Genomic DNA, 12,816 nt, shown 5'->3' with positions numbered 1-12,816 from the left:
AAGAAATAAATTAACTCCCAGTTTATTTAAAAGATGCTTATTTTTATTTAAGGTTTTTAGTACTAACTCTAACATTTCAATTTAAATGCACTAACGATATGAAACGATTCCTCTTAATACTTACCCTAGTCATCAATTGTATACTCAGTCCTAATTATGTATCTGCTCAAGAGAAGATAGTGGCCGAAGTATTCGATGTAGACCAGATGCTATTCAATGGAAAGGTGAAACGTTATTTTACGTATTCAGAGTTCAAAAAAGTATTTGGCGAAGCTGATAGTGTCAATTTATTAACTGATATACAACCATGTAGTTATATTTTCGAAAATGAGGATGGAAGTAAGGATGCTGGTGATAGTTACTTGTATAAGGATGGATCTACATTTGAAAAGAGTAAAGAGAAAGTTGCTGTAGATGAATTCCGATTTAGTAAAGACAATTTCTTGCTATACAAGGGCAAAAAATTAAATGGAAAAACAAGTCTAGAAGATTTAAAAAAGCTCTTCCCTAATGCCGTAAAATTAATGTATGATTTGAAAGTTTATAATGAAGGAATTTTACAGGTGATTCAATTAAGAGAGGATGAAAACAATGTATCTGATGGTCATATCAAGATATTTATGAAGGACGGATATTTGTATTCCATGCATTGGTGGTTTCCTTGTTAGGAAGGTAAGAATAGATTGGTCTAGTTAAATTAGGCTATTATAGAAAAAAATCTCCCAGATACTTGAACGTATCTGGGAGATTTTTTGAATAATAATTTAAGATATCTGGATTTTCAGATTTTATCCAGCCAAATTATTTATGCGTTTTACAATTTCCCTTTTCGTTTTGATTTTATTTTTCAAGAAGATTTTTCTTACAGGTTTATTGATACAAATCTGTTTGGTATGGTGTAATAACATACGGTACTCTATAACCAACTGCTGAAGTGAACTTAGCGTTTTTAAATATTCTTGATGGAGCGCATCCAACTGCTCTTTGTGAACTTGTAAGTTCTCCAAATTATCATCCAATTCCTCTCCACTATATAGCTCCTCCAACTCCATTATAAAATGGATGAGTTCAGCATGTTTGATCGCATTTATACCACGCATTTGTATTAAAATTATTGATTATTATAGACAGATAAAGGCAATTTTGGTAAAACATCAACACTCCGTTTCCCTATATAAAAGATACATTAAAATCAGTTTTCATTATAAAAATTAAGTATTCCATGAATATCCAAATTTCTGCTATTCAAGTATAAATAATAATACCCTTACCTATCTAAATATGGTTGGATTAAAGAAATAGCATAAGCATTTGTTTTATATTGAAAACGCGAATTAAGATCTCGATTTGCAAAAGGCGGTGGTAACCGAAATCCATCTGAAAGTTTAAAAATTCTTACTTTTTTATATGCTGAAGTCTGAAAATCAAATAAAATTCGACCATTAATTTTTGCTTCAGTTTTATCTTCATTTAAAACTTTAAATCTCCAATTCTTCTTAGGTAATTTAACATTCACAAAATTTAATGGGATATCATTGGTGATATTTCGAATTGTATCAATAACAGTATATTTAGGTTCAATTTCGTTCTGTATTTCACCTTCAACGTCATATATTACGAGATGAATTGGCTTCCCGTCTGGAGAAATTTGTTTATTTGCTCCAAAAAATTTTAATCCAATCATTCCTTCTGGTGGTTCAACGTCTCCCAAAGGATGAGGCCCTCCAATCTGAAGTGTAGAATCAACCATATTTTTATAATAAACATAAAGTCTATTAGAACCATATTTATTTACTATTTTTTGTTTAAAATGCTTTCTTCCATTATCATATTCACCCGATATTTCAATGGAGTCAGCATCTATATAGGGCATTAGATAACCATTTTTTTGGTAATATCTCACATTGTTTACTTCCAAATATGGAATTTGAACACTTTGAATCTGTTCAAAGGAAATAGTTGTAAAACGAATAGAATTATTTATATATTCACCCTTCTTGCAACTAAGAAAACATATTGAAAGTGCGGAGAAAATAAAGATTCCTTGTATTAGTTTCTTCATAATTTGCCAATTTTATTGAAAAGTGTGTTGTATAACAACACACTTTCAAAGTTATTTATTAATAATTTTTTGGATTCCATTGAGTCCAACCTGATGCCCAAGTTGCTCCTTCTGATGGATTAAATGCTCCAGCAAATGTTGTCGAACCATCGCCATAAGCCGGGCCAGCAATTGGTACTAAATTATCTGGATTAAAAGTCGCGGCATTTGTTGTTGAATAAAATATTTTACTATCCAAATCTCCATATAATTGCAAATAAGCTACAGCACTTGCAGTATTTCCAGTACTTTCCTGATTTCCAGTTCCAGGTACTGTATTGATATATGCTGCAGAATAAGCATGTACCACATTATCAGAGAAGTTAGCATTTGGCCCGATATTTTCAAACGCAGCACCTGTTTTGTAACCTGCAATAATGGAATTGGTAATATTTAAAGAAGATTTTCTTCTCCAAAGATTTCCATATTTCAACTTATTTCCTGCAGTAGCATCCGTTTGTCCAATAAAGGTAAAGTTGCTAAGATTTGGTCTTGTGTAAGGTTCAATTTCGGCACTTGTACCGTTATTATCTGACTCTAAACCATTTGAATCAGAAACTCCTTTTGACACAGAGTTCGTAGAATTAGGGTCTTTTAAGGATAATGCATACTGAATGGTTCCAGTATAACCATGATCGAAATCGAAATCATCGTCATCAGTAGATAATGCAATTAAATATTTTGCATTAACTGTACCACCAAAAAACTCAAAAGCATCATCTTTACCCCAAGAAACTTGAATGTTCTCTAAGGTAGTACCTGAACCAACACCACCTAAAGTTAAGCCGTTAATTTCATTGTCTTCTGTCAAATTATATCCAGCAAATTCGATACGAACATATTTTAATGTTCCTGAATTATCACCAGGAATGGAACCACCGTAAGTTACATCAACATCGACAGGTTTTGGAATACCTTCAATACGAACTGTTGGTTCTTGATTTGTAGTAGAATTACCTAAAATTACTATACCTCCAAAATCACCAGGATTACGTTGACCAGCAGCCTTGTCAGAAGTAAAGACGATAGGTTCAGCTGCAGTACCAACTGCCATTATTTTAGCAGTTTTAGGTACAACCAATACACCTTTAATGTCATGAGTAAGATGGGTGATTTCATCGGGATAAGGTTTAGTTACACCAGCAATAAGGTGTGTACCTTCTTGGATAGTTAATGTTTGACCAGGTTGAACAAATGAAACACCATCAATTTTCCAAACTGTGTCTTTAGACAAGAAAGTTTTTAAAATAATCCCCTGGGCATCAACTGGAATACTCGCATGAGGTTTTGATGGTAACCCTGCATTCATATCAGAATTTGGTCCCATTACATTGTCCTTGTTACATGATGCTAAGAAAGCTACTGCAAGTGCCGAAGCAAAAAATAATTTTTTCATAAAAATGAAATTTTAATTAGTTTTGTCGCAATTTATCTCGAACTATGCTGTACACGTAGCGACGTCTCGTTAACAGCGTAGTTTTTTGCAATCTTCTTTTTTATACCTCTTTCTCTTCTTAGTTTTTTTCTTCCCGGGCATTTCATTATGTGCTACGTGGAATGTCTTTGAGATAATTTTATGGTAGCCTAAAAGATGAATTGCAATTATTATTATTCAATAATTCTTTTTTTTTTACTAAAAGCTATATGTCAAGGACAAACCATATCTTCTACCATCCAATTTGCGGTATAGGATAACATCTCCGTCTTCTTTTTTGTACCTATTATCTCCTATGTTTCTATCCACCTCGCCAGTTCGGCCTTTATTATACAACTGATCATTTCGATAATATTGTGTCCAATCATTCAGAATATTTGCCAGGTTTAATTTTGCTTCTAATTTTTTGTTTAAAAATCTTCCATACAATTGGAAATCTAGTAATCTCGGTGCCAATTCGTATTCAACAGCACCTATCCATAAAGCAGTTAAGTTAGTGCGATAGCCCCTATGGTTATAGGTTGCATTAAAACCAAAACTTTCACCCCAATATCCCAATCCTAAGTTTAGCAACCATGGTGATTGACCTAGTAAGGGACGATCTTGGCTTTCTAAGCGTAATTGAATACGTTCAGCTTTAGTCTTTCCATCTACAGTTAACCAATCATATCCTGACATGACCTGAACTTTAGATTTCAACAATGTTCCGTTTGCATAAATGAATAAGTTGTTTAACCATGGTTTATCCGAAAGAAAACTAAAATTCTTACGCACCTCCAACTCTAATCCCAAATTCGTAGCAGATTCCATATTGGTATATTTATAATTGCTCTGATATTCTTGGTATTGAATCAATTCAATTGGGCGGTCTAAGTATTTATAGTATCCTGTTAGGGAAATTATTTCGCCAGGACTTGGATACCATTCAAATCTCAAATCTGTATTATCAACAATGGTAGTCTCTACTTGATCTCCAGAGATATATCCATTAAGTTCGTAGGAGTAAAATGCAAACAAACCTGATTCTCTAAAATCCGGGCGTATTGCTGTTTGGGAAAATGAGGCCCTAAAATTCAAGTTATTTGTAATGGAATAAGTAGCATTTATGGAGGGTAGAATACGAGTTTGTTTATCACCTATGGTTAACATATATGTTTTAAATGGATCAATCAAAGCCTCATTACCCCATTGTTTTTCCACTAATTCTGCTTGTCTATTATTTAAGTCAAAATATTCAAGTCTAGCACCATACACCAAACGTAATTTATCCCATAATTTTTGATCTAACATCACATAGGCTGAATGATTATTCATTTTACCGTCAGCAATTCTACCGCCAGTATTTTCAGCAAGGTAAAACGCCTTGTTTGCACCAAACCCGATATTTTCTCCTGAAAGAATCTCATCATAATTCATCATAATTTTAGGATTTGGAATTTTAGCAGATGGATTAGTTTGGTCATAAGAAGACGTTGCAGGCACCATCCGCAATAAGGATAAATCCCTATTTTTATGAACGCCTTGATATCCTACCTTGATAAGCGTGGTTAAAAAGTCTCCTGACTGAAAAGATTTCGAGAAACTTGCAGCCCAATGGTAATCTTGTTCATTCACATTAGTCCACATTCTTGAATCCATAGATTCAGCTGCATTTGCACTTGAAGCGGGTATTAAAATGTTTGGAGTCTGTAAATAAAGTACCCCATTTATTTCTGTAGTTTCTTTGTATCGGAATCTACGTTCATCTAAAATACGTTGCTTAATATTATTCAAGGTAAACATAGCTTCACCTTTTATTCCCCACGGCATTTGGTATTCCCCATTAATCTGATGTTGTTGAAGAGCCATAGATTCTGGAAGTTGATACTGCTCCTTAAGTCTTTCACCTGGTCCAACATCGTTATAAAATAAACGAATAGCCTCATTAAAATTGTCAGCATATGTCCTAGCATACATATTCTTCAATGTGACTTTAAAACCTGCTCCTTGAAGACCTAAATTTGCAACTGCTCCCATGCTACTATTAAAACGGTATGACGTACCTGCTCCATTTTTGCCAAAACCCACACTGTCCATATAATTTATGCCATGAAGTTGTCCTCTGACATTATTGAATTGAACGATGTTTTGTTCGTTTCTAAAGTTTCCACTAGCCGAAAAACCAAAGCGCATATCGTTGTTCAGATCATAAACTCGACCTAGAGATAATCGTACGTTTTGATTTGGTTGTCCTTTGTATTTATAAAACCTTAAACCATCAACATTCATTTTTTTACTCTGTTCTATGGCATCTAAGTCTTTATAGGTATATCCATCCCTTACCACACGTAGTGGTTGGTTGATAAAGTCTGGGTTAGTCTTATCTCCTAGCGGAATCACATCTCTTGAGATTGCATCTGAGCTCATTTGCCATGTTTGAATTCCTTCAGGTTGTCTACTTTTCTTGTTTTCAAAACCAAAGTATTCAGCTGTACCTCTTTGACCTAAACGATTAAAATCCTTACCTAGAGTTTGGCTATTGCCACCTGTACCAAACTGAAAATTCGTGAAGTTCTTTTCGGGAATATCCAAGGTATTGATGGTTACTTGACCACCGGAGAATTCAGCTGACATATCCGGAGTAGCGGTTTTATTCACGACCACGGAGCTGACCATCTCTGTAGGAATAATATCAAATGCAAAGTCACGACGGCTTTGGGAAGTACTAGGCAGCGCAACACCGTCCAATTGTGCTTGATTATAACGATCGGACATACCACGAACAACCACGGAGCGATTGTCTACAGTAGTAAGTCCTGTTACCCTTTTCAATACTTGCCCCATATCATTATCCGGCGTCCGAGCAATCTGCTCAGCAGAAATACCATCGGAAACAGTTGCCGCATTTTTCTGTGCTGCATAAAGACCTGCTACTGAGGCTTTCTTATAGGTGGTAGTTATGGTGACTTCTTCAATCTGTGCGCTCATTGGCTTCATTGCCACATTTAAACTTGTAAGATCTCCTGCCTGAATTTGAACATCGGAAATGCGCTGCGATTGGTAAGAAACATAACTCACTTGAATGGTATAGCTACCTTCTGGCAGATTCAAGGCATATGCGCCATCTACCGAGGATTCAATAACTTGGTTAGAACCCATTATGCGAATAGTTGCCTTTGCTAAAGGATTACCACGTTCATCAATAATCTTTCCTGCTAATCTCCCAAAGCGCTGTACAGGTTTGTTTTCTAATAAAATGTATCCTCCTACCTCTCGGAAACTGATATTACTACCATTCAAAGTATAGGTTAAAACATCTTTTAATGGTTGATTAACGAATGTTTTATACCTTCCTTTCGCTTTATTGATGTGAATATGGTTGGAATCATATACAAAGGGCACATGTTGTTCTTCCAATGCTTGTATTAATGCCGGAATAGTACTTAGTTTATTCGTGACGGTTACTTTTCTATTAAGCCACTGCGAATAAATTGGGTTAGCCAAAAGGGTCCCACAAAGTGTTGTAATAATCGTAATAAGAATAAAAATAGTTCTCATGAACAATTTCAAATAATGTAAATGGAAATCCATAAATTTGTCTTGGTTTTAAATAAAATCACGTTGGTTTTTTTAATGCTAATGATAAAAGCTTGGCTTTTGTCTTTGAGGTCAATGATGGCAGTCATTGGCCTTTTTCTATGCCCTAGTAGAAAATTACCATATTACCCTCCTTTCTAAATTGATTGTGATGCAATTCGGCGATAACCTTAATTAAGGTTTCTGGTTTCACCTGCTTATTGATAGGAATAGTATAGTGTTGTTGTAGAATATGCTGATTCTTTGTCTGCAATCGCAAACCATAATAGTTTTCAAATTGAACAGCCAGTTCATTAAAAGAAACCTGTTTTAATAGGATCTTTCCATAATCTCTTTCTACTTGATTCTGAATATCGAAGTTTCTTGTTTCAACCTTATTTGTTTCCTTATTCAAGGACAATTGTAATCCTTTGGTCAACTCTGCTAATGGTCCGACTTCATTACTTACCATTACTCGGCCGGTATAAACCGATACAACTTGTTTCGACAATTCAGGATAGGAACTAATCAGAAATGAAGTGCCCTTTACTTGGGTTTTTAATTCCTCTGCATAAACAATGAATGGTTTGGTGCTATCTGGCGCCACATCAAAGAAAACATCGCCACGGATGAGCTTTACCTCGCGAGAAGCTTTATTATAGCTTGCAAAATCAACCTGAATTTTACTAGATGGATTTAAAGTTAAATGCGTTTGATCTGGAAGATCTATCCGAATGCGCTCACCAACCTTTGATTCAAAATACCGGATATCCGCAGTTTCTAAAGTGCTTTCATCAACCTGTTTTACATTCCATATTTTGTATCCTATAAAAAGCCCCAAAACCAATACTATGCCTGCAACAAGTTTATACCAGAGGGGATTAATTCTTCGAATAATAGGATGATTTGAACTTGCATCATAAAATCCAATTTTAGTCCTGATTGACTGTAAATTATTTTCCTTTTGATTTGAGTCCAATATAGGAGCAGATTGTTTATCAAAGGATTGATACCAAGACTCCAATAAATTTTGTTCTGGTTTACTGGCTTCTTTATCCAAGTATCGCTTCAATAACAATTGTAATATTTTTGACTTCATTAATTGTATCCCTCTTTACCTTTAAGTCTGGGGAAAAGTCAAAAAGTACTTCAATAAATTGTTAATGTTTTATGAAGAAATTGTGAAAAGTTTAGTCTGTTTGCTTTTTAGACCTTTTCTGATAAATAAGAAATAAAAACTAGCATAAAAGCTACGTCTAGATTATCGCCAGCTTCCAATACTTTTTTACGGATTCGTTTGTTCGCTTCGTGAATATTATTCTTAACTGTTTGTTCTGATAGGTTCAGTTTGTCTGCTATTTTTGATATGGGATAGGCTTGCCAACGTAATAAAACTACCTCACGCATATTGGCGCTCATTTTGGCCAACTCTTCGTCTACAATACGTTCTAAAGCTAAATAGGTTTCTAAATTATCTGGATTATCCTGAACAAATTGGTGGAGATTCTCCGATAGCGATTCGAATAGGACAGCATGTTTCTGAGAACGATGGAAATAATCAAATACTTTATAACGAGCAGCTCCAAAAAGATATTTTTGAAGGTCCATATCCTTATCAAGACTTTTACGTCGCTCCCATAACTGCACAAAAAGTTCTTGTAATATATCTTCAACAGCATCCATATCCCTTACCCTTTTATAGGTATGCTGACATAAGGAATCCCAATAGGTATTGAAAATTTTAGAATAGGCTGCTTGACTATCTTCTTCTATAAGCAATTGTAAGCTATGCTTCATATTGTATTGAATCTCGGATATTCCCAAAGATAAATTGTACATATTAACCTAATGTTAATAATTCGTTTTATAGAGATAAGTTATTATTATTAACTTTTACTGCTACACTTAAGGAGTTGTTTACAAAAGATTAATATTAAGAAATGACAATTCTATTTAATTTCGTAGAATTCTTTCAATGAATGAAAAGATTATACATCATATTTTGTTTTCTAGGTTTCTTATTTTCCTGTAAGAAAGAAAAAGAAATATTCCCAGCTGGATCTAATGAGGTCATCAATCAATGGATTTGGGAAACAATGAACAGTAATTACTTTTGGAATCAAGAACTTCCGAAAAAGCAAAAGAGTGAACAAGATCCGCAAGCTTATTTTTATTCCTTATTATCCAAACAAGATTACTATTCGACCATAATTCAAAATCAAAATGAAAGTACCTATGGTTACAGTATGGAGAATACCTTTGGATTTGATTTCATAAACTATTCTTCCAATCATGAAGATAAAAACGTGGTAAATCTTGTTGTTCCAGGTTCTTCAGCAGATCAGCTTGGCTTAAAACGTGGTGATCTACTCCTCACCATTAATCAAAAAAACATCATTCAACATAAAGACCCAAATTTCAAAGGATATTTCAAATCACCTAGCCTGCAAGTCTTAAGAAGTGATGGTAAAATATTCCAAATACCGTCAGCATCAGTAGCACAACCTGTCATTTATCACTCAAGCGTACTACAGAAAAACAACCGAAAATATGGATATCTATACCTCAGTCATTTTAACTTCTCCGGCAGTTATGACCTTATCAAAGTGGTTGAGAATTTCAAAGTTCAAGGAGTAAACGAATTAATATTAGATTTAAGATATAATCCGGGAGGTCAGGTATCATTCGCTTCATTCCTAAGTTTATTAATAGCCAAACTGGATAGCAAGGCTATTTTTATAAAACTCAAGGGAAATCAAAAAATAGGACAAACAGAGAAAACCTTTGATGATATCCTAGCTCAACAACCTGATGGGTACACTTTTAAGTCCGATCAACTTCAGAATAAGGGAATAGGCTTTTCCAAATTATTCATATTATGTGGTTCACAGACTGCCTCAGCAGCTGAACTAATCATAAATAATCTAAAACCATATACTGAAATAATCAGTGTTGGAGAACCCAGTATGGGCAAGGATATGTCTAGTATTGTATTTCGCAGCCCAAAGGAAATATTAAATGAAGGTCAATATAGCTGGTTATTGCAGCCTCTGGTTTACAAACTCTACAATGCCCAAGATCAAGGTGATTATACCAAAGGAATCAACCCTACATTTGTTGCTGATGAATTTAGTAAATCAAAGCTTTATCCTTTTGGTAGTATGGAAGATCCATTAATCCAACGGGTCTTTAATTTGGGAGATGGTACTAAAGCACAATTAAGTACCCAGCTGATATCTTTAGATGAAAAGAAGTCAGGAAGTAATTATTGGAAAATAATGGAGATCAAATAGAGATTAATCAATTTAGAATCTAGAAAATTCGAATTAGTTTTTTTTAAAAAAATAATAAACATTATTTACAGTTACTGTAGTATTTCTTTTCCGGTAAAATCAAAAAAATACTCTTTTGTCCCTTTTGTAGCTCTTATCATATTATCAACTACATATATAGTTTCATATATTGCTGGAATTATAACTTTCCCACTTAAATCAATCATTCCAAATCTTCCTTTGTATTTAGGTATTTTGTTAGTAGAGTCTTTAGATTGAAAAAACATCCCTTTTGGACATTCTAAACAAAACCTTGCTACTCCATTGTAAAAAGGATCTACAAATGGGTATTTAGGTTTAATTACAATCTTGCCATGTTCATTTGCAAATCCTATATTATGATCTTTACTTAATATACGAAATAATCCTTCACTTAAATAGTCAGGCCCATTATCAAAAGGTACAACCTCGTACAACTCTTTTCCTTCAAGATTTATCGCCCAAATCCCTTTCTTAAATTTGATTACAAAACCTATTGTTTTAATAGTATCAGTAAACACATGAGGATATTTTCCAAATGGAACAATTATTTCATCCTTTGAATTTTTGTATGCATATATTTCCAAGCCACCAATACTATCTTTGGTAACTTTATAAAGGTATTTAGTGTTTTTAACTTCTTGTGCTAAAGACAATGACAAGAATAAATTTGTTAAAATAAAAACACACACAACTTTGTTCATGTTAAATATTATTTTCATAAATTAATTCATTTTAATAAATACCATTGAATTCTCTATCAAGCTTTTCAAAAACTATTATTGTTGTTTTTCTTTTCATAGTTTTGAATTTTTACATAACAATATTAAGCAATAAAAATCTACTGAAACAACAAATCACATTAACCATTTATTAACAAATCATTTTCAACAGAAAGTTATTCTTGTTAATCTTTGAACCACCCGACAAGGTGTAGTTAAATAAAGATTAATAATAAAAAAGCTCATTTTATTTTGTTTTCTAGGTCTCTTAATCTCCAGTAGGAAGAAGAAGGAAATTTTCCTCGCGGGTTTCAATTAAATCATCAATCATTGGATTTGGGAAATAATGAACGATTATTATTTTTGGAATCAAGTATTTCCTAAGAAACAAAGGGGGGTGAATTTGGTAGAAGCTACCAATGCACAATTAAATACCCAGCGGAAATCGTTAGATAGGAAGAAATCAGGCAGTAATTATTGGCGAATAATAAATATTAATCAACTAAGAACTTAGAAATTCACCACCTCAATTGTCCCTTAACTCCTCTTAAAGACAAATAAGACTTTAGAATCTTTATCATAATCTTTAGGGTCCGCTGCTGCATACCAACCTTCTCCGATACTTACAAAAGTAGCCCATCCTTTCTCTAAAACTATTTCCTTGTCTTCTGCTACATCCGAAAAGTTCATTCCTATACAAGTTTGATCAGCAATTCTGAAATTCTTATCTATTGTTGAAATCAAAACAACTTTTTTGGCTTTATCGACCCCAATTTTATACTGGATTTTATCGACAGTAAGGTCTGCACTCTTTACAAATTGACTAGGTGAAATTAGTATTCTATTGAAGGTATCAATCTTACCTTTCCACGTCTCTCCTATTTGAGGAAGACTTTGAGCCTTGGAAATGCTTGTTAGGAAAAGAATTAATAGAAGAATGTAGGTGGATTTATTCATGATTTGGTGTGAAGTTTTTTATTTAATTCTGGACCTATAAAATATTAAGATTTTGATAATATAAAACTAGCTTAAATAGCTGAATAAATAGACTTTAAATCCTCATTCATCATTTTAATTTTTCACAATTATTTTTATTTAGAATTGCTTAAACAACTTAGGATAAAATATCACAAAACCATATTCATCCACTTCTATTTCTGCTTCAAAATCATTAGGTATGTTTTCAAATTTATATTTACACTCAGCTATTCTAATGTATTTTTGTTGAAGGACTTCAATTTTATTTTCAAGTATATTAAGATAAATTACTTTTATTGTTGTTTCATCTCCAATTCCAATATTTAAATTATTAATTGGAAGGGTATTTGTGAATGGACTTAATGATATATCGATAAAATCGATATTCGAAAACTCATTTCTAATTCCCCTATTGATCTCCCAACTTCCATCGATTTTGTTGCCTTGGATTACACTTTTCAAAGTGTCAACTTGAGCATAAATCTCAAAACTTTGAATCTCCCAATTTAAATTGATTTTTAATGAATAATCGATTGAATAGCTTTTAGTTTCAAACGTTCCAACAATTTTTGAATTAACAAGTAGATAATCATCCTCTTTTTTGACTTTGCAATTCTCAATTGATTTGTAAATTATTCCTTTCCAATTAATTGTTCTCATTGGCCGATGTTTTTGGATATAAATACTACATACTAATCAAAATTCTTATTTTAA

12 protein-coding genes are annotated in these 12,816 nt (G+C 33.2%); 3 read left to right on the top strand and 9 right to left on the bottom strand.

What is annotated here, in order from left to right; genetic code table 11:
- Window positions 1-98 precede the first annotated feature (98 nt).
- Complete coding sequence (locus ACP6L2_RS00335; protein WP_440507294.1) at window positions 99-668, top strand: hypothetical protein; 570 nt, start codon at window positions 99-101, stop codon at window positions 666-668.
- A 120-nt stretch (window positions 669-788) separates the two neighbouring features.
- Here the strand turns inward: ACP6L2_RS00335 and ACP6L2_RS00330 are convergent, their stop codons facing one another.
- The 6 genes from ACP6L2_RS00330 to ACP6L2_RS00305 all read right to left on the bottom strand — a co-directional run bounded on the left by ACP6L2_RS00330 (window position 789) and on the right by ACP6L2_RS00305 (window position 8,930).
- Window positions 789-1,100, bottom strand: coding sequence for a hypothetical protein (locus ACP6L2_RS00330; RefSeq protein WP_440507293.1), 312 nt, complete (start codon window positions 1,098-1,100; stop codon window positions 789-791).
- A 167-nt stretch (window positions 1,101-1,267) separates the two neighbouring features.
- Window positions 1,268-2,062 carry a hypothetical protein gene (locus tag ACP6L2_RS00325; protein ID WP_440507292.1) on the bottom strand — a complete coding sequence of 265 codons (795 nt, stop codon included), beginning with the start codon at window positions 2,060-2,062 and terminating at the stop codon, window positions 1,268-1,270.
- A 58-nt stretch (window positions 2,063-2,120) separates the two neighbouring features.
- Window positions 2,121-3,497 carry a hypothetical protein gene (locus ACP6L2_RS00320; protein ID WP_440507290.1) on the bottom strand — a complete coding sequence of 459 codons (1,377 nt, stop codon included), beginning with the start codon at window positions 3,495-3,497 and terminating at the stop codon, window positions 2,121-2,123.
- Window positions 3,498-3,734: 237 nt separating this feature from the next.
- Entirely contained in the window at window positions 3,735-7,073 is a 3,339-nt protein-coding gene (locus ACP6L2_RS00315; RefSeq protein WP_440507288.1) for a TonB-dependent receptor domain-containing protein, read from the bottom strand.
- A gap of 145 nt (window positions 7,074-7,218) precedes the next feature.
- A complete protein-coding gene (locus tag ACP6L2_RS00310; protein ID WP_440507286.1) occupies window positions 7,219-8,190 on the bottom strand; it encodes a FecR family protein in 972 nt (323 codons plus the stop codon).
- Between the two features lie 107 nt (window positions 8,191-8,297).
- The gene (locus ACP6L2_RS00305) at window positions 8,298-8,930 is read right to left on the bottom strand and encodes an RNA polymerase sigma factor (protein ID WP_440507284.1); all 633 of its coding nucleotides are present in this window, start codon (window positions 8,928-8,930) and stop codon (window positions 8,298-8,300) included.
- Window positions 8,931-9,070: 140 nt separating this feature from the next.
- Here ACP6L2_RS00305 and ACP6L2_RS00300 point away from each other — a divergent pair, with 140 nt between their 5' ends.
- Window positions 9,071-10,384, top strand: coding sequence for a S41 family peptidase (locus ACP6L2_RS00300; protein WP_440507282.1), 1,314 nt, complete (start codon window positions 9,071-9,073; stop codon window positions 10,382-10,384).
- A 71-nt stretch (window positions 10,385-10,455) separates the two neighbouring features.
- Here ACP6L2_RS00300 and ACP6L2_RS00295 read toward each other — a convergent pair whose 3' ends face one another.
- On the bottom strand, window positions 10,456-11,106 hold the full coding sequence (locus tag ACP6L2_RS00295; RefSeq protein WP_440507281.1) for a WG repeat-containing protein: 651 nt from the start codon (window positions 11,104-11,106) through the stop codon (window positions 10,456-10,458).
- Window positions 11,107-11,443: 337 nt separating this feature from the next.
- Here ACP6L2_RS00295 and ACP6L2_RS00290 point away from each other — a divergent pair, with 337 nt between their 5' ends.
- Window positions 11,444-11,638 (top strand): hypothetical protein, encoded by a 195-nt coding sequence (locus tag ACP6L2_RS00290; protein WP_440508671.1) that lies wholly within the window; start codon window positions 11,444-11,446, stop codon window positions 11,636-11,638.
- A gap of 23 nt (window positions 11,639-11,661) precedes the next feature.
- Here ACP6L2_RS00290 and ACP6L2_RS00285 read toward each other — a convergent pair whose 3' ends face one another.
- Both ACP6L2_RS00285 and ACP6L2_RS00280 read right to left on the bottom strand, forming a co-directional pair.
- Window positions 11,662-12,081, bottom strand: a complete 420-nt coding sequence (locus tag ACP6L2_RS00285) for a hypothetical protein (RefSeq protein ID WP_440507279.1) — start codon at window positions 12,079-12,081, stop codon at window positions 11,662-11,664.
- Between the two features lie 138 nt (window positions 12,082-12,219).
- Window positions 12,220-12,762: a putative glycolipid-binding domain-containing protein gene (locus ACP6L2_RS00280; protein WP_440507277.1), complete on the bottom strand. Its 543-nt coding sequence runs from the start codon at window positions 12,760-12,762 to the stop codon at window positions 12,220-12,222.
- Window positions 12,763-12,816 lie beyond the last annotated feature (54 nt).

Origin of the sequence: Sphingobacterium lactis (assembly GCF_051951495.1) — a bacterium.
In the GTDB taxonomy this organism is placed as follows: Bacteria; Bacteroidota; Bacteroidia; order Sphingobacteriales; family Sphingobacteriaceae; genus Sphingobacterium; species Sphingobacterium lactis_A.
The sequence above is the reverse complement of the archived record's forward strand: the minus strand, read 5'-3'. Positions and strand labels throughout refer to the sequence as shown.

Excerpts from the sequence above, each read along its gene's own strand:
- ACP6L2_RS00335 (WP_440507294.1), top strand. The coding sequence starts at position 99 with ATGAAACGATTCCTCTTAATACTTACCCTAGTCATCAATTGTATACTC.
- ACP6L2_RS00330 (WP_440507293.1), bottom strand. The coding sequence starts at position 1,100 with ATGCGTGGTATAAATGCGATCAAACATGCTGAACTCATCCATTTTATA.
- ACP6L2_RS00325 (WP_440507292.1), bottom strand. The coding sequence starts at position 2,062 with ATGAAGAAACTAATACAAGGAATCTTTATTTTCTCCGCACTTTCAATA.
- ACP6L2_RS00320 (WP_440507290.1), bottom strand. The coding sequence starts at position 3,497 with ATGAAAAAATTATTTTTTGCTTCGGCACTTGCAGTAGCTTTCTTAGCA.
- ACP6L2_RS00315 (WP_440507288.1), bottom strand. The coding sequence starts at position 7,073 with ATGAGAACTATTTTTATTCTTATTACGATTATTACAACACTTTGTGGG.
- ACP6L2_RS00310 (WP_440507286.1), bottom strand. The coding sequence starts at position 8,190 with ATGAAGTCAAAAATATTACAATTGTTATTGAAGCGATACTTGGATAAA.
- ACP6L2_RS00305 (WP_440507284.1), bottom strand. The coding sequence starts at position 8,930 with ATGTACAATTTATCTTTGGGAATATCCGAGATTCAATACAATATGAAG.
- ACP6L2_RS00300 (WP_440507282.1), top strand. The coding sequence starts at position 9,071 with ATGAAAAGATTATACATCATATTTTGTTTTCTAGGTTTCTTATTTTCC.
- ACP6L2_RS00295 (WP_440507281.1), bottom strand. The coding sequence starts at position 11,106 with ATGAACAAAGTTGTGTGTGTTTTTATTTTAACAAATTTATTCTTGTCA.
- ACP6L2_RS00285 (WP_440507279.1), bottom strand. The coding sequence starts at position 12,081 with ATGAATAAATCCACCTACATTCTTCTATTAATTCTTTTCCTAACAAGC.
- ACP6L2_RS00280 (WP_440507277.1), bottom strand. The coding sequence starts at position 12,762 with ATGAGAACAATTAATTGGAAAGGAATAATTTACAAATCAATTGAGAAT.